The 24495-nt window shown below is 72.6% G+C and carries 23 protein-coding genes; 9 read left to right on the top strand and 14 right to left on the bottom strand.

Annotation, left to right across the window (positions count from 1 at the left end):
- Window positions 1-59: 59 nt before the first annotated feature.
- Genes C3492_RS17935 through C3492_RS17890 form a run of 10 tightly spaced genes read right to left on the bottom strand, consistent with a single transcriptional unit; the run spans window position 60 to window position 10272 of the window.
- Window positions 60-1577: an NADH-quinone oxidoreductase subunit N gene (locus C3492_RS17935; RefSeq protein WP_103812764.1), complete on the bottom strand. Its 1518-nt coding sequence runs from the start codon at window positions 1575-1577 to the stop codon at window positions 60-62.
- Entirely contained in the window at window positions 1574-3148 is a 1575-nt protein-coding gene (locus C3492_RS17930; protein WP_103812763.1) for an NADH-quinone oxidoreductase subunit M, read from the bottom strand. Before C3492_RS17930 ends, C3492_RS17935 begins: the two co-directional genes overlap by 4 nt.
- 6 nt (window positions 3149-3154) lie before the next feature.
- Window positions 3155-5149 carry an NADH-quinone oxidoreductase subunit L gene (locus C3492_RS17925; RefSeq protein WP_103812762.1) on the bottom strand — a complete coding sequence of 665 codons (1995 nt, stop codon included), beginning with the start codon at window positions 5147-5149 and terminating at the stop codon, window positions 3155-3157.
- Window positions 5146-5520, bottom strand: a complete 375-nt coding sequence (gene nuoK / locus C3492_RS17920) for an NADH-quinone oxidoreductase subunit NuoK (protein WP_103812761.1) — start codon at window positions 5518-5520, stop codon at window positions 5146-5148. Before nuoK ends, C3492_RS17925 begins: the two co-directional genes overlap by 4 nt.
- Complete coding sequence (locus C3492_RS17915) at window positions 5520-6116, bottom strand: NADH-quinone oxidoreductase subunit J (protein WP_103812760.1); 597 nt, start codon at window positions 6114-6116, stop codon at window positions 5520-5522. The genes nuoK and C3492_RS17915 overlap by 1 nt, the downstream gene beginning before the upstream one ends.
- Window positions 6113-6697 carry an NADH-quinone oxidoreductase subunit I gene (locus C3492_RS17910; protein ID WP_103812759.1) on the bottom strand — a complete coding sequence of 195 codons (585 nt, stop codon included), beginning with the start codon at window positions 6695-6697 and terminating at the stop codon, window positions 6113-6115. The genes C3492_RS17915 and C3492_RS17910 overlap by 4 nt, the downstream gene beginning before the upstream one ends.
- Before the next feature lie 2 nt (window positions 6698-6699).
- Window positions 6700-7668, bottom strand: coding sequence for a complex I subunit 1 family protein (locus tag C3492_RS17905; RefSeq protein WP_103812758.1), 969 nt, complete (start codon window positions 7666-7668; stop codon window positions 6700-6702).
- Window positions 7665-9254 carry an NADH-quinone oxidoreductase subunit C gene (locus C3492_RS17900; protein WP_146075697.1) on the bottom strand — a complete coding sequence of 530 codons (1590 nt, stop codon included), beginning with the start codon at window positions 9252-9254 and terminating at the stop codon, window positions 7665-7667. Before C3492_RS17900 ends, C3492_RS17905 begins: the two co-directional genes overlap by 4 nt.
- Window positions 9251-9862, bottom strand: coding sequence for an NADH-quinone oxidoreductase subunit B (locus C3492_RS17895; protein WP_103812757.1), 612 nt, complete (start codon window positions 9860-9862; stop codon window positions 9251-9253). The genes C3492_RS17900 and C3492_RS17895 overlap by 4 nt, the downstream gene beginning before the upstream one ends.
- Window positions 9853-10272: an NADH-quinone oxidoreductase subunit A gene (locus C3492_RS17890; protein ID WP_103812756.1), complete on the bottom strand. Its 420-nt coding sequence runs from the start codon at window positions 10270-10272 to the stop codon at window positions 9853-9855. Before C3492_RS17890 ends, C3492_RS17895 begins: the two co-directional genes overlap by 10 nt.
- A gap of 197 nt (window positions 10273-10469) precedes the next feature.
- On the opposite strand from C3492_RS17890, the gene C3492_RS17885 reads away from it, so the two are divergent.
- From C3492_RS17885 to C3492_RS17865, 5 genes are all read left to right on the top strand, one after another.
- Entirely contained in the window at window positions 10470-11705 is a 1236-nt protein-coding gene (locus tag C3492_RS17885) for a sensor histidine kinase (RefSeq protein ID WP_258055752.1), read from the top strand.
- Between the two features lie 337 nt (window positions 11706-12042).
- Entirely contained in the window at window positions 12043-13368 is a 1326-nt protein-coding gene (locus C3492_RS17880; protein ID WP_103812755.1) for a sensor histidine kinase, read from the top strand.
- Between the two features lie 361 nt (window positions 13369-13729).
- Window positions 13730-14401 (top strand): response regulator transcription factor, encoded by a 672-nt coding sequence (locus tag C3492_RS17875; protein ID WP_103812754.1) that lies wholly within the window; start codon window positions 13730-13732, stop codon window positions 14399-14401.
- 340 nt (window positions 14402-14741) lie between these two features.
- Window positions 14742-16670, top strand: a complete 1929-nt coding sequence (locus C3492_RS17870; RefSeq protein WP_103812753.1) for a 2-oxoacid:acceptor oxidoreductase subunit alpha — start codon at window positions 14742-14744, stop codon at window positions 16668-16670.
- A complete protein-coding gene (locus tag C3492_RS17865) occupies window positions 16663-17724 on the top strand; it encodes a 2-oxoacid:ferredoxin oxidoreductase subunit beta (protein ID WP_103812752.1) in 1062 nt (353 codons plus the stop codon). Before C3492_RS17870 ends, C3492_RS17865 begins: the two co-directional genes overlap by 8 nt.
- A 13-nt stretch (window positions 17725-17737) precedes the next feature.
- On the opposite strand, the gene C3492_RS17860 is transcribed toward C3492_RS17865, so the two are convergent.
- Window positions 17738-18184, bottom strand: coding sequence for a helix-turn-helix domain-containing protein (locus tag C3492_RS17860; protein WP_103812751.1), 447 nt, complete (start codon window positions 18182-18184; stop codon window positions 17738-17740).
- Between the two features lie 91 nt (window positions 18185-18275).
- Here C3492_RS17860 and C3492_RS17855 point away from each other — a divergent pair, with 91 nt between their 5' ends.
- The 3 genes from C3492_RS17855 to C3492_RS17845 all read left to right on the top strand — a co-directional run bounded on the left by C3492_RS17855 (window position 18276) and on the right by C3492_RS17845 (window position 20786).
- Window positions 18276-19130, top strand: a complete 855-nt coding sequence (locus C3492_RS17855; protein WP_103812750.1) for an SDR family oxidoreductase — start codon at window positions 18276-18278, stop codon at window positions 19128-19130.
- Between the two features lie 122 nt (window positions 19131-19252).
- Complete coding sequence (gene rarD / locus C3492_RS17850; RefSeq protein ID WP_103812749.1) at window positions 19253-20245, top strand: EamA family transporter RarD; 993 nt, start codon at window positions 19253-19255, stop codon at window positions 20243-20245.
- Between the two features lie 73 nt (window positions 20246-20318).
- A complete protein-coding gene (locus tag C3492_RS17845) occupies window positions 20319-20786 on the top strand; it encodes a VOC family protein (RefSeq protein WP_103812865.1) in 468 nt (155 codons plus the stop codon).
- 31 nt (window positions 20787-20817) lie between these two features.
- Here C3492_RS17845 and C3492_RS17840 read toward each other — a convergent pair whose 3' ends face one another.
- Entirely contained in the window at window positions 20818-21822 is a 1005-nt protein-coding gene (locus tag C3492_RS17840; protein ID WP_258055751.1) for a tetratricopeptide repeat protein, read from the bottom strand.
- Between the two features lie 195 nt (window positions 21823-22017).
- Here C3492_RS17840 and C3492_RS17835 point away from each other — a divergent pair, with 195 nt between their 5' ends.
- Window positions 22018-22620: a flavodoxin family protein gene (locus tag C3492_RS17835; RefSeq protein ID WP_103812748.1), complete on the top strand. Its 603-nt coding sequence runs from the start codon at window positions 22018-22020 to the stop codon at window positions 22618-22620.
- Between the two features lie 7 nt (window positions 22621-22627).
- Here C3492_RS17835 and C3492_RS17830 read toward each other — a convergent pair whose 3' ends face one another.
- Both C3492_RS17830 and C3492_RS17825 read right to left on the bottom strand, forming a co-directional pair.
- Window positions 22628-23509, bottom strand: a complete 882-nt coding sequence (locus C3492_RS17830; protein ID WP_014674304.1) for an ABC transporter permease — start codon at window positions 23507-23509, stop codon at window positions 22628-22630.
- A complete protein-coding gene (locus C3492_RS17825) occupies window positions 23496-24470 on the bottom strand; it encodes an ABC transporter ATP-binding protein (RefSeq protein WP_103812747.1) in 975 nt (324 codons plus the stop codon). Before C3492_RS17825 ends, C3492_RS17830 begins: the two co-directional genes overlap by 14 nt.
- Between the last annotated feature and the right edge of the window lie 25 nt (window positions 24471-24495).

The raw sequence follows: 24495 nt of genomic DNA, 5'->3' as shown, positions 1-24495 counted from the left end.
TGCGGGTTCGGCCACGCGCGCGTGCCGGCACGGGTGCCCCACACGCGCGTGGCGACTCCTCAGAACAGTCCGCCGGTCGCGAAGCGCAGGACCAGCTGGGGTGCTCCGGAGAGGGCGACGGCGAGGACTCCGGTGAGGGCGAGGGTGGCGGTGACGGGCGCCGGGACGCGGTGCCGGGCGGGTTCGCCCTCGGGGGCGCGGAACAGCAGGGCCGTCCACTGGAGGTAGTAGAAGAGGGCGATCACGACGTTGACGGCCATGACGACGGCGAGCCAGCCGAGGCCCGCGTCGACGGCCGCCGAGAACACGGTGACCTTGGCGAACAGACCGATGACACCCGGCGGCAGCCCGGCCAGGCACAGCAGGAAGAAGGCCAGCAGGAGCGCGCTGAGCGGATTGGTGGCGTACAGGCCCCGGTAGTCGCTGATCCGGTTCAGGGCGCGGCCGCGGCCCACCAGGGCGGCCACCGCGAAAGCGCCGAGGTTCACGGCGGCGTACATCAGGGCGTACGCGACCGTGGAGCCGATCGCCTTCTGGGCGTCCTTGGTGTACCCGGCGGCGGCGATCGGCACCAGCAGGTAGCCGGCCTGGCCGACGGAGGACCAGGCCAGCAGGCGTACGGCGCTGTACGCGCGCGTGGCCTGCTGACGCAGGGCGGCGACGTTTCCGACGGTCATGGTGAGGGCGGCCAGGGCGGCGAGCGCGGGCCCCCAGACGTCGGCGTACGACGGGAACGCGACGACCGTGACGAGGATCAGACCGGAGAAGCCGACGGCCTTGCCGACGACGGACAGGTAGGCGGCGACGGGCAGGGGCGCGCCCACGTAGGTGTCGGGCACCCAGAAGTGGAAGGGCACGGCGGCCGTCTTGAAGGCGAAACCGACGAGGGTGAGGACGACGCCGGTCTGGGCGAGGGTGTGCAGTTGTCCGTCGACGTGCGGGAGGCGCTGGGCGACCTGGGTGAGGTAGAGGGTGCCGGTGGAGGCGTAGACGAAGCTGATGCCCATCAGGCTGACCGCGGTGGCGGTGACCGAGGACAGGAAGAACTTCAGGGCGGCCTCGGAGGACCGCTTGTCGCCGTGCCGGATGCCGACGAGGGCGAAGGCCGGCAGGGAGGCGACCTCCAGGGCGACGATCAGGGTGGCCAGGTCCCGGGAGGCGGGCAGCAGGGCGGCGCCGGCCGCGGAGGACAGCAGCAGGAACCAGAACTCGCCGGCGGGGACGCGCCGTCGCTCGTCGTCCAGGTGGGTGACGGAGAGCAGGGCCGCCAGCAGGGCGCCGCCGAGGACCAGGAACTGGATGACGAGGGTGAAGTGGTCGGCGGTGTAGCTGCACGCGCGCGCGGGGCCGGTGAGGCAGAAGGTGCTGCGGTCGCCGTCCAGGAGGGGCAGGAGCAGCAGGGTCGCCGCGGCCAGGCCCGCGACCGAGATCCAGCCGAGTACGGCCTTGCGGGGCTCCGGCAGGAAGAGGTCGGCGACGAGGACGACGAGTGCCACGACGGCCGCGAGGGTGGGCGGGGCGATCGCGAGCCAGTCGACGGACTGGACCAGCGACTCGGCAAGCGGCTGGGCGCTCATCGGGTGCCTCCTGCGAGGAGCTGCTGCACGGCCGGGTCGGTCAGGCCGAGCAGGGCCTTCGGCCACAGTCCGGCGAGGACGGTGAGGGTGACGAGCGGGGTCCAGGCGGCGAACTCGTACCCGCGGACGTCGGCGAGCTTGGGCACCTCCCGCTCCGCGCCGCCCATGCAGACGCGGCGGACCACGATCAGCATGTACGCGGCGGTGAGCAGGGTGCCGAACGCGCCGATCGCCATGAAGGTGAGGAAGCCGGGACGGCTGAGGCCGGCGGCGGGCTGGAACGCCCCGAACAGGGCCAGCATCTCGCCCCAGAACCCGGCGAGTCCGGGCAGGCCGAGGGAGGCGACGGCGCCGAAGGCGAGCAGGCCGCCGAGGCGTGGGGCCCTTCCGTACAGGGCGGCGCCCGTCTCCTCGGCGAGGCTGTCGAGGTCGGTGCTGCCGGTGCGGTCCTTCAGGGCGCCGACCAGGAAGAACAGCAGGCCGGTGATGAGGCCGTGGGCGATGTTGGCGAACAGGGCGCCGTTCACGCCGGTCGGGGTCATGGTGGCGATGCCGAGCAGGACGAAGCCCATGTGGCCGACGGAGGAGTACGCGATGAGGCGCTTGAGGTCGCCCTTCGCACCCCGCTTGGCGAGGGCCAGGCAGGCCAGGGACCCGTAGATGATCCCGACCACGGCGAACGCGGCGAGGTACGGCGCGAACGTGCGGAAACCGTCCGGCGCCACCGGCAGCAGGATACGGACGAAACCGTACGTACCCATCTTGAGCAGGACACCGGCCAGCAGGACCGAGCCGACGGTCGGCGCGGCGGTGTGGGCGTCGGGCAGCCAGCTGTGCAGCGGCCACATCGGCGCCTTCACCGCGAGTCCGATCCCGATCGCCAGAACGGCGGTGACCTGCACGGACGTGCTCAGCGACCGGCCGTTGTCAGTGGCGAGTGCCACCATGTCGAAGGTGCCCGCCTTGATTCCGATCAGGAGCAGGCCGAGCAGCATGACCACGGAGCCGAGCAGCGTGAACAGGATGAACTTCCACGCGGCCCGGGTCCGGCCCTCGCCGCCCCAGCGGGCGATGAGGAAGTACATCGGGATGAGCACCATCTCGAACGCGAGGAAGAACAGCAGCAGGTCGAGGACGGCGAAGGTCGCGAGGGTGCCGGCCTCCAGCAGGAGCAGCAGGGCGACGAACGCCTTCGGGGACGGCCCCGACGGCGGCTTGAAGTAGGAGTAGAGCGCGCAGAGGAAGGTCAGCAGCGCGGTCAGGACCAGAAGGGGGAGGGAGATGCCGTCGATGCCGAGGTGGATCCGCACGTCGAGTGCGGGGATCCAGCTGATGTCGGTCGTGGCCTGCATCGTCGACGGGTGGTCGTGGTCGAAGCCGAGCGCGAGGACGATCGCGGCGATGAGGACCGCGCCGGTCACGGTCACACCGTGGCGCAGCACGGCCTGCCCGGGCGACTTCCCCTTCAGTCCGGGCGGGGCCGGCAGGAGAGCGGCGACGGCACCGAGGAGCGGGCCGACGACGACGAATGCCAGAAGGAACTGCATCACGGACTCGCTGATATCGATCACGCCTGCTCACGCTCCCGTGGCGACGAGGAGGACGGCGACCGCCAGGACGACGGTGCCGGCGAGCAGCGCGCTCACATAGGTCTGCACGTTGCCGGTCTGCGCCCGCCGCACGGCGGCCCCGAGCAGCCGGGGCACGGCGGCGGCGCCGTGTACGTAGGTGTCGACGACCTCGCGGTCGAGGAACCGGACGAGACTCGCCCCGGCCTGGACCGGGCGGACGAACAGCGCCGTGTACACGGCGTCCAGGCGGAAGCCCGCGGCCGCGTGCCGGTGCAGGGGGCCGAGCAGCAGCCGTGACGGGTCCGCCGGGTCGGGTGCGTAGGCGATGTCGCCGTAGGCCGGCTCGTGGGTGGCGATGGCCTCGGCCTCGACCAGTCCGGCGTCCTCCTCGGGGTGGGCGGCGACCGCACCGAGCGGGACGCGGGCGGCGAGCGCGGCGGTGCGCTGCCAGGCGCCGTAGGTGAGCAGCCCGCCGACCAGGGCGAGACCCGTGCCCAGTACGGAGGTCAGCAGGGTGGGGGTCAGGTCCCGGCCGTCGAACCAGTCGGGCAGCGCCCGGTAGGCGAGCCCGCCCAGAGCGAGGGAGGGGATCGCCAGGACCCAGAGCACCACGGTCATCGTCAGCGGCTGGCGGCCGTGGTCGGGGGCCTCGGCGCCCCGGCCGCGGAAGGCCAGCAGCCACAGCCGGGTGGCGTACGCGGCCGTCAGCAGGGCGGTGACCAGGCCGGCGACGAGGACGATCCAGCCGGCGGCGCCGGGGGCCCGCTCGGTGTGGCCGGAGGTCACGTGCTCGGCGGCGCCGAGGACGGACTCCTTGGAGAAGAAGCCGCTGAAGGGCGGGATCGCGGCGAGCGCGAGCAGCGCCACGGTCATCGTCCAGTAGGCGTCCGGGATGCGGTCGCGCAGGCCGTGCATCCGGGACATGGCGGCCAGCGAGTTGGTGCCGGCGGCGTGGATGATCACGCCGGCCGCGAGGAACAGCAGCGCCTTGAAGGCGCCGTGCGTAAGGAGGTGGAAGACGGCGGCACCGCGGTCGCCGACGGCCAGGGCGCCGGTCATGTAGCCGAGCTGGCCGATCGTCGAGTAGGCGAGGACGCGCTTGATGTCGTCCTGGGCGAGCGCGGCGAGAGCGGAGCCGGCCATCGTGACGGCGGCCATGACGGCGAGGACCACCATCGCGGCCCGGGAGGCCTCGAAGAGCGGGAGGAGACGGGCGGTGAAGTAGACACCGGCGGCGACCATCGTCGCGGCGTGGATCAGCGCCGAGACGGGCGTCGGGCCCGCCATCGCGTCCGGGAGCCAGGTGTGCAGCGGGAACTGCGCCGACTTGCCCGCGACGCCCGCGAGGAGCAGCAGCGCGATCACCGTCGGGTGGTCGATGCCGCCGCTCGCGACGGCATCGAGGACGCGGGTGATGCGGAACGACCCGGCGTCGGCGGCCAGCGCGAACAGACCGATGAGGAACGGCACGTCGCCGAGCTTGGTGACCAGGAAGGCCTTCAGGGAGGCGGCGCGGGCCTCGGGGGTCTCCCAGTAGTGGCCGACCAGGAAGTAGGAGCAGATGCCCATGACTTCCCAGCCGACCAGCAGCACGATCAGGTCGCCGGAGTAGACGACCAGGAGCATCGCGGAGGTGAACAGGGAGACGAGGGCGGCGTACGAGGGGTAGCGCGGGTCGTCCCGCAGGTAGCCGGTGGAGTAGATCTGCACGCAGGCCGCGACGAACGCGACCAGGACGGCGACGAGCGCGGCGAAGCCGTCGATGTGCAGGGCCAGCTCGATCGGCACCGATCCGGTGGGCGTCAGCTCGGTGTGGGCGTCGACGGCCGCGTCGCCGCCCTGCCGCACGGCGACCAGCGCGGCCAGCACCAGCGAGACCAGCGGCGGCAGCACGGCGAGCGGGCGGACGAACCCGGGGGCGGTGCGGCCGAGGAGCAGGCCGGCCGCGGCGCCGAGGAACGGCAGCAGGGGGACGAGGACGGCGAGGGTGGTCGTGGTCACGCGGTGGCCTCAGCCTTCTCGGCCGCGGAGGTGCCGGGCCCCTCGGTGCCGGGGCCCTCGGCGGTGTCGCGGAGCTTGTCGATGTCGGAGGTGCCGCGGTTGCGGTGGACGGCGAGCACGATCGCCAGGCCGATGCCGATCTCGGCGGCGGCGATGGCGATGGTGAACAGGGTCAGCGCCTGGCCGGAGTGCAGGGTCTCCCGCGCGGCGCGGCTGAGCCAGACGTCGAAGGCGACCAGGTTGAGGTTGACGGCGTTGAGCATCAGCTCGACCGACATCAGGACCAGGATCGCGTTGCGGCGGGCGAGGACGCCGTACAGGCCGGTGCAGAACAGGAGGGCGGAGAGTACGGCGGGGTAGGCGAGGTGCATCAGCGGACGCCTTCCTTCCCGGGGGCCGCTGGGCCGGCGTCGGCCTTGCCCTTGCGGGACAGCACGATCGCGCCGACCAGTGCGGCGAGGAGCAGCACGGACAGCGCCTCGAAGGGCAGTACCCAGTGCCGGAACAGGCTCGCGCCGGTGACCTCGGTGGTGCCGGCGGCCGGGCCGTCCAGGTCGATCCAGGTGGTCCGGAAGGCGTCGACGACCACCCACACCAGGGCGACGGCGGCGGCGACCGCGACCGTGAGGGCGGCCCAGCGGTTGCCGGAGTCGGCGTCCGGGGAGCGGCCGATGGGGGCCCGGGTGAGCATCAGACCGAACAGGAGGAGGACGACGACCGAACCGACGTAGATCAGGACCTGTACCCAGGCGATGAACTCGGCCGTGAGCAGCAGGTACTCCACGGCGAGCCCGCCGAGGGCGACCACCAGCCACAGGGCGGCGTGCACCAGCTGCCGGGTGGTGACGGTGACCAGCGCGGCGCCGAAGGTGACCAGGCCGACGAGCAGGAACGCGATCTCGACGCCGGTCGGGGACAGGAAGCCCGGTGTTCCGGAAGCGGCCACCGTGGCTGCGGCGAGGGTCACGACTCCCCCTCCCGCTGCTCCGCCGGCTCGGCCTGGGCGGCGGCCAGCTTCTCGGCGGTCTTGCGGGCGGCGGCGATCTCCTTGGGCTCCTCCGCGCCGGGGTCCAGGGCGGGCGGGGCCGGCACGGTCCACATCCACTCGCGGAGCTTGTCCCGCTCGTGGGTGAGGTCACGGATGTCGGTCTCGGCGTACTCGAACTCCGGGGACCAGAACAGAGCGTCGAAAGGACACACCTCGATGCAGATACCGCAGTACATGCACAGGGAGAAGTCGATCGCGAACCGGTCGAGGACGTTGCGGCTGCGCTCACGGCCGCCGGGGGCGGCGGGCGGGACCGTCTCCTTGTGGGAGTCGATGTAGATGCACCAGTCCGGGCACTCGCGGGCGCACAGCATGCAGACCGTGCAGTTCTCTTCGAACAGGCCGATCACGCCACGGGAGCGGGGCGGGAGTTCGGGCAGGACGTCCGGGTACTGCTCGGTGACGTGTTTCCTCGTCATCGTGCGGAGGGTGACGGCCAGGCCCTTGGCGAGGCCGGAGCCGGGAAAGCGCGGACGGGAGGGTGGGGACGGCACAGCCATGGTTAGCTGATCACCACCTTGACGATGCCGGTGAGGGCGATCTGGGCGAGGGAGAGGGGGACGAGGAGGGTCCAGGAGAGCTTCTGGAGCTGGTCCTCACGCAACCGCGGGTAGGTGACGCGGAGCCAGATGACCAGGAAGGCGAGGATCGCGGTCTTCAGCAGGGTCCAGACCCAGCCGAGGCCGTCGTGGCCCCACGGTCCGTGCCAGCCGCCGAGGAAGAGGACGGTGGTCAGGCCGCACAGCACGACGATCCCGGCGTACTCGGCGAGGAGGAAGAGCGCGAACCGCAGTCCGGTGTACTCGGTGTACGCGCCGAAGATGATCTCCGAGTCGGCGACCGGCATGTCGAACGGCGGGCGTTGCAGCTCGGCGAGTCCGGCGACGAAGAAGACGATCGCGCCGACGATCTGCCACGGCAGCCACCACCAGTGGAAGGCGTGCACGATGCCGGGCAGGGAGACGGTGCCCGCCGCCATCGCGACCGAGGCCGCCGCCAGCAGCATCGGGAGTTCGTAGGCGAGCAGCTGGGCGGCCGTGCGCAGGCCGCCGAGCAGGGAGAACTTGTTGGCGCTGGCCCAGCCGGCCATCAGCGAGCCGAGGACGCCGACGCCCATCACCGCGAGCACGAAGAACACACCGGCGTCCAGGACCTGGCCGACAGCGCCCTCGCTCGGGCCGATGGGGATGGCGAGGAGCACGAGGAGGTACGGCAGCAGGGCCACGGCGGGGGCGAGCTGGAAGACGCGGCGGTCGGCGCCCGCCGGGACCACGTCCTCCTTCTGCGCGAACTTCACGCCGTCCGCGATGAGCTGCGCCCAGCCGTGGAAGCCGCCCGCGTACATCGGTCCTAGCCGGCCCTGCATGTGGGCCATCACCTTGTGCTCGGTCTGGCCCACGATCAGCGGGAAGGTGAGGAAGACGACGAAGACGACCACGAGTCGCAGGGCGACGTCCAACGCGCCGTTCACTGCGGGCCTCCTGCGGGGTCGTCGGGGGTGGTCGGGTCGTTCTCGGGGGCGTCGGGGCGCGGCTCGGGGGCGCGCGCCTGCTCCGGCTTCGGCTCCGGTGCCTGCGGGCGCGCGGGCGCGCGCTCGTGCTCGGGCTCCGGTGCCGGCTCCTCGCCCGACGCCGACGCCGACTGCGACTGCGACTGCGACTGCGCGGCCTGCTCCGGCTCCGCAGGGGGCTCCGGTTCCGCAGGGGGCTCCGACTCCGCAATCCGATCCTGCTCGGCTGCCTTCCGCGGCTCCGGTCCGGCAGTGGGCTCCGGCTCGGCGAACGCCGGGCGGGCGTGGTGCCACGGGGCGTCGGAGCTGCGCGGGGCGGTGCTCCGACGGGCGGGGCGGGTGGCGCCGGCCGGTCCCGTCGACTCCGCCCGTTCCGTCGACTCCGCCCGTTCCGCCGACTCCGTCGTCTCTGCCGGTTCCCTCGGCTCCGTCCGTCCCGTTCGCTGTGCCGGGCCTGACTGTTCCGCGGGCTCCGTCCGCTTCGTCGACGCCGTCGGACCGGTTCCCTCCGTCGAGGCCGGCTCCAGCGTCGCCTGGGTCCGCTGCGAGGCCGAGCCCTCCGAGGCGCTGCGGGCACGGCGCGGCCGGGCGGGTGCGGGCGTCGGGCCGGGCTCGTACGCCACCGAGGCCTCGGCGGCCGGCCCTTCCGTGGGTCCTTGCGCCGCCGCCCGGGTGGCGTCGCCCTCGGTCGCGGCCTGCTTGCGCGTCGCCGCGTCCTCGCCCGGCTCCGCCGCCTGGCTCACCGAGCCCTGGCTCGCACTCCGCACCCGACGCGGCCGACCGGCAGCACCGGCACCGGCACCGGGAGCAGCACCAGCACCAGCACCAGCACCAGCGTCCGCCGCCCCGCCCGCGGCGGCGGCCTGGCCGGCCGAGCCCTCCGAGGCCGAGCGGGTGCGCCGTACCGGACGCTCCCCGGCCGCGCCTCCCGCCGCGCGGCCCGCCGCCCTGGCCGGGCGGGTCGGGGCGGGTGGGAGCTGGCCCTTCAGGGGGCCCCACTCGTTGGGGTCGGGTACGCCCGGGGGCAGCATCTGGCGGCGTTTGGGGCCGCCGTGTTCGGACTCGCCGGGTTCCTTCGCGCCCGGCCAGGCCTTGGCGACGCGGGCGGCGAGGACGAAGTCCTTGCGGAGGGGGTGGCCCTCGAAGGTCTCGGGGAGGAGGAGGTGCTCCAGCCCCGGGTGGCCCTCGAAGACGACCCCGAACATCTCGTGGGTCTCGCGCTCGTGCCAGGCGGCACCGGCGTAGACGCCGACGGCGGAGGGCAGGACCGGGGCGTCGTGCGGCACGGTCGTGCGGACCAGGAGCCGGCGGACCGGGTGCAGGGTGACGACGTGCGCGCAGACCCGGAAGCCGGTGCCCGGCTCGTCGACCGCGCTCAGCCAGTCGAAGTAGGTGCAGGACAGGGTCGTACTGGCCGTCTCCAGGGCGGTGAGCCAGGCGGACGGCGGTACGTCCACGGTCAGGACGTCGTAGGACTCCTCGGCCGTGGCCTCCGTACCGAAGAGTTCCTCCGCGGGGGCGGGCAGCCAGCCGGCGGCCGTGCTCATCGCGTGCCCCCTTCACCGTCCGGCGCCGGGGGTCGCACCAGGCCGCTCTGGAGGGCGGCGGCGGACGGCCGGGCGGGCCCGTTGTCGTACCGCTCCCCCAGTGACTCGCGGGCGATCTTCTCCTGGAGCTTGAGGATGCCCTGGAGCAGCGCCTCGGGGCGCGGCGGACAGCCGGGGACGTAGACGTCGACGGGAATGATCTGGTCGACGCCCTTCGTCACCGAGTACGAGTCCCAGTAGGGGCCGCCGCAGTTGGAGCAGGCGCCGAAGGAGATGACGTACTTGGGTTCCGGCATCTGCTCGTACAGGCGCTTGACCGCCGGGGCCATCTTGTCCGTCACCGTGCCCGAGACCACCATCAGGTCGGCCTGGCGGGGGCCCGGCGCGAACGGGATCACGCCGAGGCGGATGAAGTCGTGGCGGGCCATCGACGCGGCGATGAACTCGATCGCGCAGCAGGCGAGGCCGAAGTTGAACACCCAGAGCGAGTAGCGGCGGCCCCAGTTCAGGACGACCTTCATCGGCTCGGGAGCGAGGCGGGCGAGCGCGCCCAGCCTCTTCGGCTCCGGCAGGTACACGGACTCGGGGGTCGAGGGGTTCACGTCCATGCCAGGACGCCCTTCTTGTATGCGTACAGCAGGCCGACGGCGAGGAAGCCGAGGAAGATGAACATCTCCACCAGGGTCGTCGCGCCGTAGCCGGGGGCGGCGAAGACCGTCGCCCAGGGGAACAGGAAGATCGAGTCGACCGCGAAGATCACGTACAGGAAGGCGTAGACGTAGTAGCGGACCTGGGTGTGGGCCCAGCCCTCGCCGACGGGGTCGACGCCGCACTCGTAGGTCAGGAGTTTCTCCGGTGTCGGCACGACCGGGCGCAGCAGTCGGCCCGCGCCGAAGGCGACCGCGACGAAGAGCACGCCGATGAGGGCGAGCAGTCCGACCACCGAGTAGGACCGGAAGTAGCCGGCCGCGACGACGTTCACCGCGGCGTACGACGAGTCCCCCAACGTCTCCCGCACCGTCCGTCCCTCGCTCCCTGACCTCGTTGACCTCGTTGACCTGTACGCACGGGAGTCTAGGCCCTGATAAAGAACCGGTAAGCAGCCCGTCAGACCGTGGGACAGCCGTACCCGGGCTGGGGTGGGGTTTTCCCCCGGCGGCGGAGGGCGGCGTACCGCATGGCGTGGACGGTGCCGCGCACGGCAGGCTGATCAGCATGACCGCTCCCAGCCCCGCCGCCGACCGGACCGGCGGCACCGACGAACGTGACGGCCGTGCCGGTAACGGCGGACACGACGGACACGACGGCCTGCACCGGCTGCCACCGCCCCGGCCGGCCTATGAGGCGCACACCTGGAAGGAGATCGCGTATCTCCTGCTGAACCTGCCGGTGGCGCTGTTCGGTTTCACGTACGCGGTCACCGTGCTGGTGGCCGGCGGCGCCCTCACCCTCACCGTGATCGGTCTCCCGCTGCTCGCGCTGTCGCTGCTGGGCGCCCGGCAGCTGGGCAAGCTGGAACGGGCCCGGGCCCGGAAGCTGCTCGGGGTGCGGGTGGAGGAGCCGTCGCCGCTGCCGCTCGCCAAGGGCGGGGGCCCGGTGCAGCGGCTGTGGATGGCGCTGAAGGACCCGGTGGGCTGGCGGACGCTGCTGTACGACGCCATCCGGTTGCCCTGGGGCATCCTCACCTTCGTCACGGTGCTGACCTCGCTGTTCGTGCTGTGGCCCGTGCTGCCGTACCTGGCGCGGGGCATGGCGAACCTGGACCGGGCGATGGTGCGGGGGCTGCTGTCGCCCTCGGACGAGCTGGAGCGCCGGATCGCCGAGCTGGAGTCCGACCGCGGGGTCGTGGTGGACACGGCGGCGGCGGACCTGCGCCGGATCGAACGGGACCTGCACGACGGGGCCCAGGCCCGGCTGGTCAACCTGGCCATGGGGCTGGGCCTCGCCAAGGAGAAGCTCCTGGAGGACCCCGACGCGGCGGCGGCGATGGTGGACGAGGCGCACGGCGAGGTGAAGCTCGCCCTCCAGGAGCTGCGCGACCTCGCCCGGGGCATCCACCCGGCCGTGCTCACCGACCGCGGCCTGGACGCGGCCCTGTCGGCGGTCGCCTCCCGCTGCACGGTGCCGGTGACGGTGACCGTCGACCTGCCGGCCCGGCCGGCGGCGGCCATCGAGGGCATCGCCTACTTCACCGTCTCCGAACTGCTCCAGAACATCAGCAAGCACAGCGGGGCCCGGTCCGCCTCCGTCGACGTCTGGCGCACGGACGAGCGCCTGCTCATCCAGGTCCGGGACGACGGCCGGGGCGGCGCCCGGCTGGACGGGGGCAGCGGGATGCGGGGCCTGGCGGACCGGCTGGGCGCGGTGGACGGCCTGTTCGTGGTCGACTCCCCGGCGGGCGGCCCGACGGTGGTCACGGCGGAGCTGCCCTGGCGCGACCGGCAGGAGTAGCCCCCCGCCCACACATGGCTCAGGAGTTGCCCCCCCGCCCGCAGGGCCGGCCGACGCCGCCACGCGCGCGTGAGACGCGGAAACGCCTCACGCGCGCGTGGCGGCGTATCCATACCGCGCGTCGACGGCGCCGTCCACGGCACTACGGCTGACGACGGCACCACGGCTGACCACGGCGGTCCGGCCGGTCACGGCAGTACGGCGGGGCGGAGCGCGGGGGTGGGGAAAACCCCCCGGTCAAGACGCCGACGGACTCCATACCCCGACAACGCCCGGCGGACGACCCTGGGGGTACGGCTGGAACCGCCGCCGGAACGAGGAGAACGGGACGACACCGATGGTCACGGACTACGGACAGGGGTACGCCACCCGCAGCGAGCCACGGCACCGGCTGCCCGCCGGGCTGCGGGCGCCCTTCGAGGCGCGGAGCTGGCGGGAGTTCGGCTACGTGCTGCTGAGCCTGCCGGTGGCGACCGTCCTGTTCTGCTGGACGGTGACGATGGTCACGCTCGGCGCCGGCCTGCTGGTGACCTTCCTCGGCATCCCGGTGCTGGCGGCGGCGCTCGCCGGCTGCCGGGGCTTCGGCGTGCTGGAGCGGGCGCGGGCGCGCGGCCTGCTCGGCCTGGAGGTGGCCGACCCCGAGCCGCTGCGGCTGCGCAAGCCGGGCGCGGCGGCCTGGATGGGGGCGGTGCTCAAGAGCGGCGCCTCCTGGCGGCACGCGCTGTACGCGCTGGTGCAGTTCCCGTGGGCGGTGTTCTCGTTCTCGGTGGCGCTGACCTTCTGGTCCTGCGGCTGGGCGCTGCTGAGCTATCCGCTGTGGTTCTGGGTGTTCCCGGCGTACGCCGGCGAGGGCGGGATCCAGCTCTACGGCGACGCCCACCACAGCGTCTACCTCGACAACCCCTTCGAGATCACCGTCACCGCGCTGATCGGGCTGGTGTTCACCCTGGCCACGCCCTGGCTCGTGCGGACCCTGACCACCGTGGACGGACTGCTCGTGCGCGGGCTGCTCGGACCGTCGCCGCTGTCGGCACGGGTGGTGGAGCTGGAGTCCGACCGGGGTGTCGTGGTCGACACGGCCGCCGCCGATCTGCGCCGCATCGAGCGGGACCTGCACGACGGGGCGCAGGCCCGGCTGGTGAACCTGGCGATGGATCTGGGGCTGGCGAAGGAGAAGCTGCGGGAGGACCCGCGCACGGCGGCGCGGATGGTGGAGGAGGCGCACGGCGAGGTGAAGACGGCCCTCCAGGAGCTGCGCGACCTCGCCCGGGGCATCCACCCGGCCGTGCTCACCGACCGCGGCCTGGACGCGGCCCTGTCGGCGGTCGCCTCCCGCTGCACGGTGCCGGTGCGGGTCGAGGTCGACCTGCCGGCCCGGCCCGCGCCCGCGATCGAGGGAATCGCCTACTTCACCGTCTCCGAGCTGCTCCAGAACATCAGCAAGCACAGCGGGGCCCGGTCCGCCTCCGTCGACGTCTGGCGCACGGAGGACCGGCTGATGCTCCAGGTGACGGACGACGGCGTGGGCGGCGCCGACGCCTCCCGGGGCTCCGGGCTGGCCGGCCTCGCCGCCCGCCTGGACGCGGTGGACGGCATCCTCATGGTGGACTCCCCGACGGGCGGCCCCACCCGGGTGATCGCGGAACTGCCCTGGCGCGGCTGAACACCCGAACGGCTCAGAGCCGGAGCGGCGGCACGCCCGCACGGCGGACCGGCAGCACGCCGGAGCGGCGGCACGCCTGCGCCCGAGCACCTGAACGGCGGAACGACGGCACACCCGAGCATCGGAGTGACGGTGGCGGAGCGGCGGCAGGCCTGACCGCCTGAATGGTGGCGTGCCCGCGCGGGGGCGCATACGGACACACACGAGCCCCGAGGACACGCCCCGGCCGTGCCCCGGTATTCCCCCGGTATTCCCCCGGGTCCGGCGGCGGTCCGGGGGATTGCTGGAATGCTGGACCCCCGAAGGACGCCCCGGGCGGTCGGCGTCGCGGGGGATCGGGCTGTGGGGGGCCGGAAGAATCGTGGAGGACAGGGTGCGGGTGGTCATCGCCGAGGATTCAGTGCTGCTGCGGGAGGGCCTGACCCGGCTGCTGACCGACCGCGGGCATGAGGTCGTGGCGGGCGTCGGCGACGCGGACGCGCTGGTGAAGACCATCTCCGGGCTGGACGAGCGCGGCGAGCTGCCCGACGTGGTCGTGGCGGACGTACGGATGCCGCCGACGCACACCGACGAGGGCGTCCGGGCAGCGGTACTGCTGCGCCGGCTGCACCCCGGGCTCGGGGTGCTGGTGCTGTCGCAGTACGTCGAGGAGCGCTACGCCACCGAACTGCTGGCCGGTTCCAGCCGGGGCGTCGGCTATCTGCTCAAGGACCGGGTGGCGGACGTCCGGGAGTTCGTGGACGCGGTGGTGCGGGTCGCCGAGGGCGGTACGGCGCTGGACCCGGAGGTGGTCGCGCAGCTGCTCGGCCGCAGCCGCAAGCAGGACGTGCTGGCGGGGCTGACCCCGCGGGAGCGCGAGGTGCTGGGGCTGATGGCGGAGGGGCGGACGAACTCGGCGATCGCCCGGCAGCTCGTGGTCAGCGACGGCGCCGTGGAGAAGCACGTCAGCAACATCTTCCTGAAGCTCGGTCTGGCCCCGAGCGAGGGGGACCACCGGCGCGTTCTGGCCGTTCTCACCTACCTGAACTCCTAGCCGGCCGGCCCGGTGTCAGCCTCCCGTCAGCGCCGCGTCAGCCGCTCCCGCTTCGGTGGAGGCGGGTACCCGGGAGGAAGGCCCGGAGCGACCCGTAGGGGGCGACCGGGGGTCCGGACGGGAGCCGGAGGAGAGAACCTGTACACGCGCGGGGAGCGCCTTGGACGGTGCTCAGGCGATGCGGGACATGATGTGCACACAGCGCGACAGGCCGTCTCGAAATGTCGTCCAATCCCTGGATGGCCTCGGGAAGGCGACCCTAACCGACGTAGGGTTGATCCTGGGATGGTCCGTGGGACGACCAGGCCCCGGACAGCCGCCTCGAAGGAGGTCCAGTTCAGTGACCAGCCAGGTCAGCAGCCCAGCGGAGCAGACCGACGGAACCGTCGTGGGAGAGCAGCGCAAACCGGGCGGCGCGAAGGACGTGCGGCGCCTGGACCGGGTGATCATCCGGTTCGCGGGGGACTCGGGTGACGGCATGCAGCTCACCGGGGACCGTTTCACCTCGGAGACCGCTTCCTTCGGCAACGACCTCTCCACCCTCCCGAACTTCCCCGCCGAGATCCGCGCCCCCGCCGGCACCCTGCCCGGTGTCTCGTCCTTCCAGCTCCACTTCGCCGACCATGACATCCTCACCCCCGGTGACGCGCCGAACGTCCTGGTCGCCATGAACCCGGCCGCCCTGAAGGCCAACATCGGCGATCTCCCGCGCGGAGCCGAGATCATCGTCAACACCGACGAGTTCACCAAGCGGGCCCTGCAGAAGGTCGGGTACGCCAGCGACCCGCTCCAGGACGGCTCGCTCGACGGCTACAGCCTCCACCCGGTGCCGCTGACCACGCTCACCGTGGAGGCGCTGAAGGAGTTCGACCTCTCCCGCAAGGAGGCCGAGCGCAGCAAGAACATGTTCGCGCTGGGCCTGCTGAGCTGGATGTACCACCGGCCCACCGAGGGCACCGAGAAGTTCCTGAAGTCGAAGTTCGCGAAGAAGCCGGACATCGCCGAGGCCAACATCGCGGCGTTCCGCGCGGGCTGGAACTTCGGCGAGACGACCGAGGACTTCGCGGTCTCCTACGAGGTGGCGCCGGCCACCAAGGCCTTCCCGGTCGGCACCTACCGGAACATCTCCGGCAACCTCGCCCTCGCCTACGGCCTGATCACCGCGTCCCGCCAGGCGGATCTGCCGCTGTTCCTGGGGTCGTACCCGATCACGCCGGCCTCGGACATCCTGCACGAGCTGAGCAAGCACAAGAACTTCGGCGTGCGCACCTTCCAGGCCGAGGACGAGATCGCGGGCATCGGCGCGGCGCTGGGCGCGGCGTTCGGCGGCTCGCTGGCGGTGACCACGACGAGCGGCCCCGGTGTCGCCCTGAAGAGCGAGACGATCGGCCTCGCGGTCTCGCTGGAGCTGCCCCTGCTGGTGGTGGACATTCAGCGCGGCGGCCCGTCGACGGGTCTGCCGACCAAGACCGAGCAGGCCGACCTGCTCCAGGCGATGTACGGCCGCAACGGCGAGGCGCCGGTGCCGGTGGTCGCGCCGCGGACCCCGGCCGACTGCTTCGACGCCGCCCTGGAGGCAGCCCGGATCGCGCTGACGTACCGGACGCCGGTGATGCTGCTGTCCGACGGCTATCTCGCCAACGGCTCCGAGCCGTGGCGCATCCCCGACCTGGACGAGCTGCCCGACCTGCGGGTGCGGTTCGCCTCCGGCCCGAACCACACGCTGGAGGACGGCACCGAGGTCTTCTGGCCGTACAAGCGGGACCCGCAGACCCTGGCCCGGCCGTGGGCGATCCCCGGCACCCCGGGCCTGGAGCACCGCATCGGCGGCATCGAGAAGCAGGACGGCACGGGCAACATCTCCTACGACCCGGCCAACCACGACTTCATGGTCCGCACCCGGCAGGCCAAGGTCGACGGCATCGACGTACCCGACGTGGAGGTCGACGACCCGCACGGCGCCAAGACCCTCGTCCTCGGCTGGGGCTCCACCTACGGCCCGATCACGGCGGCGGTACGGCGGCTGCGCACGGCCGGCGAGTCGATCGCCCAGGCCCATCTGCGCCACCTCAACCCCTTCCCGCGCAACCTCGGCACGGTGTTGAAGGGCTACGACAAGGTGGTCGTCCCCGAGATGAACCTCGGACAGCTCGCCACCCTCATCCGGGCGAAGTACCTGGTCGACGCCCACTCCTACAACCAGGTCAACGGCATGCCGTTCAAGGCGGAACAGCTCGCCACGGCGCTGAAGGAGGCCATCGATGACTGACGCCACCAACGGGCTGCTCCAGCTGGTCCCCAAGGCCGAGGCCAAGCAGTCGATGAAGGACTTCAAGTCGGACCAGGAGGTGCGCTGGTGCCCGGGCTGCGGTGACTACGCGATCCTCGCGGCCGTCCAGGGCTTCATGCCGGAACTGGGCCTCGCGCGGGAGAACATCGTCTTCGTCTCCGGCATCGGCTGCTCCTCCCGCTTCCCGTACTACATGAACACCTACGGGATGCACTCCATCCACGGCCGCGCCCCGGCCATCGCGACGGGCCTGGCCTCCTCCCGCCGGGACCTGAGCGTGTGGGTCGTCACCGGTGACGGCGACGCGCTCTCCATCGGCGGCAACCACCTCATCCACGCCCTGCGCCGCAACGTCAACCTGAAGATCCTGCTGTTCAACAACCGGATCTACGGCCTCACGAAGGGCCAGTACTCGCCGACCTCCGAGGTCGGCAAGGTCACCAAGTCGACGCCGATGGGCTCGCTGGACGCGCCGTTCAACCCGGTGTCGCTGGCGATCGGCGCGGAGGCGTCCTTCGTGGCGCGCACGATCGACTCGGACCGCAAGCACCTGACCGAGGTGCTGCGTGCCGCCGCCGACCACCCGGGCACAGCGCTGATCGAGATCTACCAGAACTGCAACATCTTCAACGACGGCGCGTTCGACGCGCTGAAGGACAAGCAGCAGGCCGAGGAAGCGCTGATCCGGCTGGAGCACGGGCAGCCGATCCGCTTCGGCGCCGACGGCTCGCGGGGCGTCGTCCGCGACCGGCGGACCGGCGACCTGAGGGTGGTGACCGTGACCCCGGAGAACGAGGCCGAGGTCCTGGTGCACGACGCCCGTGCCGCGTCCCCGACCACGGCGTTCGCCCTGTCCCGGCTGGCCGACCCGGACACCCTGCACCACACCCCGATCGGAGTGTTCCGCTCCGTCGAGCGGCCGGTCTACGACACGGCGATGGCCGAGCAGCTCGACACCGCGATCGAGCAGCACGGCAAGGGCGACCTGGCCGCGCTGCTGGCGGGCGGGGACACCTGGACGGTCGTCGGCTGATCCGTCCGTCGGTTCAGGAGGCCCGGGTCTGGTCCCCCCGGGCCTCTTCGTATGCGCGGCGGCTCTCGTCGTAGGCCCGGCGGCTCTCGTCGTAGGCCCGGCGGGCCTCCTCCACCGCGTCCATACGGGCGTGCGTCCACTGGGCGAGGGCCCGGACCTGTTCCGCCGCCTCGCGGCCGAGGCCGGTGAGCGAGTAGTCGACGCGGGGCGGGATGACCGGCTTGGCGTCCCGGTGGACCAGGCCGTCGCGCTCCAGGGTCTGGAGGGTCTGGGTGAGCATCTTCTCGCTGACGCCCCGGCCGCCTAGGCCGCTGATCGCACGGCGCAGCTCACTGAACCGGTACGGCCGCTCCAGCAGTTCGATCAGGACGAGGACACCCCAGCGGCTGGTGACGTGTTCCAGGACCAGGCGGTGCGGGCACATCGCCTCGGCATCCACCGCGTTCTTGCTTACCGGCATACCAGTACCTTACTTCAAAGTTGGTACTTTCGCAGGGTTAGTGCAGCTCCTAGGGTGAGTGACATACCCACTGGAGAAGGAGTCACCCACCATGAGCATCGTCGTCACCGGAGCCACCGGACACCTCGGCCGGCACGTCGTGGAGCAGCTGCTGGAGAAGGTCCCGGCCGAGCAGATCACCGCCGTCGTGCGGGACGAGGCGAAGGCCGCCGACCTCGCCGCCCGCGGAGTGCGGCTGGCCGTCGCCGACTACAACGTGCCCGAGACCTTCGACGGCCTGTTCGCCGCCGGTGACAAGGTCCTGCTGATCTCGGGCAACGAGTTCGACAAGGGCCGGGTGGGGCAGCACACGGTCGTCATCGAGGCGGCCAAGGCGGCCGGCGTGGCGCTGCTCGCCTACACCAGCGCCCCGGGCACCCTCACGGCCGCGCTGGCCGACGACCACCGGGCGACCGAGCGGGTGCTCCTCGCCTCCGGCCTGCCCTACAGCCTGCTGCGCAACGGCTGGTACCACGAGAACTACACCGAGAACCTGGCGCCGGTGCTGGAGCACGGTGCGGTCGTGGCCGCCGCCGGTGACGGCCGGGTCTCCTCGGCCGCCCGCGCCGACTACGCCGCCGCCGCGGTCGCGGTGCTGACCGGCGAGGGCCACGAGAACACGACGTACGAGCTGGGCGGGGACGAGGCGTGGAGCTTCGCCGAGTACGCGGCCGAGCTGAGCCGGCAGACCGGCCGGGAGATCGTCTACAACCCGGTCCCGGTGGAGGCCCTCACCGGCATCCTGACCGGCGCCGGGGTGCCCGCGCCGGTGGCCGGGATCCTGGCCGGCGTGGACGCCTCGATCGAGAAGGGCGAGCTGGTCGTCTCCTCCGGCGACCTGTCCCGGCTGATCGGCCGTCCGACGACACCGCTCGCGGAGGCCGTCACCGCCGCGCTCAAGGGCTGACCCGGACGGGCCGCCCCTGCTGTCATGACCGTATGGCGATACGAGCATGACAGCCGGGGCGGCCCGGCGTTACCTTCGTCCTCGTGCGTCCACGCCGGACGCACGGGCGAGAAGGAGGGGACGTGGCCGGGACGTCCGAGGGTGAGCACCGCACAGGTCTGCTGAACGGCTTCGCCGCCTACGGGATGTGGGGCCTGGTGCCCCTGTTCTGGCCGCTGCTCAAACCGGCCGGCGCCATGGAGATCCTGGCCCACCGCATGGTGTGGTCCCTGGTGTTCGTCGCCGCCGCGCTGCTCTTCGTACGCCGCTGGGCCTGGGCCGGAGAGCTGCTGCGCCAGCCCCGGCGGCTCGGCCTCATAGCCGTGGCGGCCGGTGTCATCACCGTGAACTGGGGCGTCTACATCTGGGCGGTGAACGCCGGCCATGTGGTCGAGGCCTCGCTCGGCTACTTCATCAACCCGCTGGTCACCATCGCGATGGGCGTGCTTCTCCTCAAGGAGCGGCTGCGGCCCGTGCAGTGGGCGGCGGTCGGTGTGGGCCTCGCCGCCGTCGTCGTACTGACCGTGGGCTACGGCCGCCCGCCGTGGATCTCCCTCTGCCTCGCCTTCTCCTTCGCCACCTACGGGCTGGTGAAGAAGAAGGTGGACCTCGGCGGTGTCGAGTCGCTGGCCGCCGAGACCGCCATCCAGTTCCTGCCGGCGCTCGGCTATCTGCTGTGGCTGACCGCGCACGGCGAGGCCAGTTTCCTGAACGAGGGCGCCGGACACGCCGCCCTGCTCGCCTCCACGGGCATCGTCACCGCCCTCCCGCTGGTCTGCTTCGGCGCGGCGGCGATCCGCGTGCCCCTGTCCACGCTGGGCCTGCTGCAGTACCTGGCCCCGATCTTCCAGTTCCTGCTCGGCGTCCTGTACTTCCACGAGGCCATGCCGGCCGAGCGGTGGGCCGGGTTCGCGCTGGTCTGGCTGGCGCTCATCCTGCTCACGGGCGACGCGCTGCGGTGGGCGAGGCGACCGGCGCGGCTCGCGGTGCCGAGCGCCCGCGCGGTCGGGACATCGCCGTCGCCGTCGGCTTCCGCTGCTCCGTCGGCCCCGGCGTCGACTCGGGCGGATGCCTGACCCGAGGGGCGACAGTCGCCCGAGTGGGCGGAGCGCCCCCCTCCGCCGACGCGTCCGGCTATAAGTGGGGGCCATGACCACACAGGCGCCCGCCCCCCTGCACTGGAAGCTCGTCATCGACGCGGCCGACCCGCACGCACAGGCCGACTTCTGGGCCGCCGCGCTGCACTACCTCCCCGAGGACAACAGCGCCCTCGTCGAACGGCTGCTGTCCTTCGGCGCGCTGTCCGGGGAGGCCACCGTCGAGTACCACGGGCGGCCCGCGTTCCGTGACCTGATCGCCGTACGGCACCCCGACGACCCGTACGACCCCGAGACCGGCACCGGGCTCGGGCGGCGGTTGCTGTTCCAGCGGGTACCGGAGCCGAAGACCGTGAAGAACCGGCTCCACCTCGACGTCCACGCCGGCCCGGAACGGCGCGCGGACGAGGTGACGCGCCTTCAGGCGCTGGGCGCGCGGGTGGTGCGCGAGGTCAAGGAGCCCGCGGGCCAGTGGGTGCTGATGGCGGACCCGGAGGACAACGAGTTCTGCGTGCAGTGACCCCGGGTGCGCCCGCTCCGCCCGGGACCGGTCACGCCCGCGCCGCCGCCTTCGCCGCGCGGTCGGTCAGGCGGACCATGCGGGCGCGGGCGGACTCCAGCGGGCCGGGGTCCTCCGCGGCGGGACCCGGCTCGGTGGTGAGGTCCGTCCACAGGTCGATCAGGTCGCGGCCCAGCCGCAGTCCCTCCTCCGGGTCGCGCACCGCGCGCCAGGCGGTGGCCGCGCTGCGCACGTTGTCGTAGGCGGCCTCCCCGTCCCGTGCCTGGCGGCGCTGCCGGGCCACGTCCAGGGACAGCCGGAAGGCGCGGACCGGGTCACCGGCCAGGTAGGCGATGTAGGCGGACAGTTCGAGCAGGTGCAGCACCTCGGCGTGGCGCGGTCCGAACACGGCGGTGGCCTCGGCGAGCGTCCGGTCGGCCAGTTCCGCCGCCGTGTCGATCCGGCCCGCCCGCACGGCCTCGTTGATCCGGCGCATCGGCTCGGTGAGCAGCTTCGCGCCCTCGGCGGTCTCGGTCAGCGGCCCGTCGCCGAGCACCTCCTCGGCGACCGCGTCGAAGCCACGGGCCGGAGTGGGGGTGGGGGCGGGGGCGGGGGCGGAGGGCTCCGGCGGTACGGCGACGAGGGGGCTGTCAGCCGTGGGGCCCTGGGTGCCCGTGTCGGGCTCGTTCGTCACCGGCGCCGGTCCGAACGGCCCGGTCGGGGCCTGCACGGTGCCCCGTGTCCCGGCCGCCGCCGGCCGCGGGGCCAACCGGACCGCCTCCCCCGTCACCCGGCTGGAGCCGTCCGCCGAGACCTCCAGGGGGACCACGCAGCCCCCCAGGTCGTCGTGGACCGTGGCGCGTATGGGCGCGCCGACGCTGATGGCCAGGCGCTGGAGGTGGTCGAGCACGGCCTGCTGGATCTCCTGGCCCGGTGCCGCCACGACCGATGCCCCGTCCACCGACGCGCCTCCCGTGCCGAACACCCGGACGGACACCGCCGCCGGACGACCCACGGGCTGCGGCGCCCGCTTCTTCTCGAAGCTGACTCCAGCCATCGGTGTCCCTCACTCCCCCGGCGTCGCGATCCGGTCGTACGCGTCCTGCCCACCAGTGTGTCCGCTCCCCCGCGGTTTCCACGTCACCGCGGCGTCACAGCCTCGCACCAGCCGCACCCTGGCGAAGATTGCTTGCGTGTGCATAGAATGCGCATGCATTAATTCGGGGTACGACATGACGCATCTGGGGGACCCATGAGCCGCCGCTTCCTCTTCGTCCTGGGCAGCGCCCGCGAGGCGGGCAACACCGAACTGCTGGCCCGCGAGGCCGCCGCGCAACTGCCCGGCGACACCCAACAGCACTGGATCCGCCTCGCCGACCACCCCCTGCCCGACTTCGTGGACCTGCGGCACGACAGCGACCACGTCCGGCCGTCCCCGGACACCCCGGCCGGACTGCTGCTGGACGCCACGCTGGCGGCGACCGACATCGTGATCGCCTCGCCGCTGTACTGGTACTCGGTGTCCAGCCTGACCAAGCGCTACCTGGACTACTGGTCGGCCTGGCTGCGCACCCCCGGCGTCGACTTCAAGGCGACGATGGCCGGCCGCACCCTCTGGGGCATCGCCGCGCTGGCGGACGACGAGCCGTCGGTCGCCGACCCGTACGCCGGCACGCTCAACAACTCGGCCGCCTACCTGCGGATGCGCTTCGGCGGGGTCCTGCTCGGCAACGGCAGCGCGCCGGGCGACGTACGCGGGGACGCCGATGCGCTGGCCCGCGCGAAGACGTTCTTCGCGCAGGACGCACCCCTCGCGCGCTTCCCGCACGAGACGGCCGGCGCCCCGCTCCGGTGAGCGGGCGCTAGGCGTTGATGTCCTTCGCCGTGAACCGCGCCCAGGCCGCCGCGCCGAACACGGCCGCGTACAACGCCTGGAGCCCGAGGTTCTTCACCAGGTCGTCCCAGTAGACCGGGTCGCGCATCAGGTCGGCGAAGGACAGCCAGTAGTGCGGGAACAGGTACGGCTGGAGCGCGTGGAGCTGGGGTATCTGGTCGACGATCTGCACGGTGATGAGCAGGCCGACCGTGGTGGCCATCGCCGCGATGCCGCTGTTGGTGAGCGTCGACACGAACAGGCCGAGGGCCGCCACACCGACCAGTGACGCGGCCACGACCAGGGCGATCAGCAGGGCGCGGCCGAGCCCCTCGGCGAAGCTGATCCGGGTGCCGGAGATCGTCGTCAGCTCGCCGAGCGGGAAGAGCAGCGCGCCGACCAGCAGCGCCGAGACGGCGACGACCAGCGTGGCCAGCAGACAGAAGGCCAGCACCGTCGCGTACTTGGTGAGCAGCAGCCGGGTGCGGCCGGCCGGGGCGACCAGCAGATAGCGCAGGGTGCCCGCGCCCGCCTCCCCGGCGATCGCGTCGCCCGCGACGACACCGACCGCCATCGGCAGGAAGAACGGCAGGGTCGCGGCCAGCGCGGTGAACACCAGGAACAGGCCGTTGTTGGTGATCTGCGAGATGAACGCCGGGCCCTCGCCGCCTCCGCCCGCCGGCCCGCCGCCCCGCGTCTCGATCTTCACGGCGATCCCGACCAGCACCGGCACCGCTGCCAGCACCCCGAGCAGGGCCAGCGTGCGCCAGCGGCGGACGGTGGTGACCAGCTCGCTGCGCAGCAGCCCGAGGGTCCACAGGGGGTTCGGCCGGCGCCCGGCACCCGCCTGGAGCACATCAGCCCGCGACATCGAAGCCCTCCCCGGTCAGTGCCACGAACGCGTCCTCCAGCGAGGCCCGTTCGACGGTCAGGCCCCGGACCCGGACGCCCGCCGTGACCAGGGCCGCGGTCACCTCGGCCAGATCCCGCGCGGGCGGCTCACCGGTGACCCGGTCCCCGTCGGCCGTCACGTCACCGACGCCCAGTTCCTTCAGCACGCGTGCCGCCTCCGCCGGGTCCGGGGTGGTCACCACCAGCCGGTCGCGGGCCCCGGCGGCCAGGTCGGCCACCGCGCCCTGGGTGACGAGCCGGCCTTGCGCCATGACCGCCGCATGGGTGCACACCTGCTCGATCTCGTCGAGGAGGTGGGAGGAGAGGAAGACGGTCGTGCCGTCGGCGGCCAGCTCCCTGATCAGGGTGCGGATCTCACGCATGCCCTGCGGGTCGAGGCCGTTGGTGGGCTCGTCCAGGACGAGCAGGCTGCGCGGCTGGAGCAGCGCGGCGGCCAGTCCCAGGCGCTGTTTCATGCCGAGCGAGTACGCCTTCGCCTTCTTGCCGGCGGCTGCCGCGAGACCGACCCGGTCCAGCGCCGCGGCGACGCGGGCGCTCCGGCTGCGCGGGTCGGCGGTCGGGTCCGCGGCGTCGTAGCGCAGCAGGTTGTCCCGGCCGGAGAGGAAGCCGTACAGGGCGGGGCCCTCGATGAGTGCGCCGACCTGCGGAAGGACCGTACGGGCCGCGCGCGGCATGGGCCGGCCGAGCACCCAGGCGGTGCCCGCGGTCGGCTCGATCAGGCCCATCAGCATGCGGATCGTGGTGGTCTTGCCGGAGCCGTTCGGGCCGAGGAAGCCGAAGACGCTGCCCGCTGGGACGGTCAGGTCGAGACCGTCCACGGCGAGCTGTCCGCCGCGGTAGCGCTTGGTGAGGCCGCGCGTGGCGATCACACTCGCCGTCGCGTCGCCCGGTTCCGGCTGCGTGGCGGACGGCTCGTCCATCGGCTCCCCTCGGTTCATCCGGTTC

It is taken from the genome of Streptomyces sp. Ru62 (assembly GCF_002920615.1).
In the GTDB taxonomy this organism is placed as follows: Bacteria; Actinomycetota; Actinomycetes; order Streptomycetales; family Streptomycetaceae; genus Streptomyces.
The sequence above is the reverse complement of the archived record's forward strand: the minus strand, read 5'-3'. Positions and strand labels throughout refer to the sequence as shown.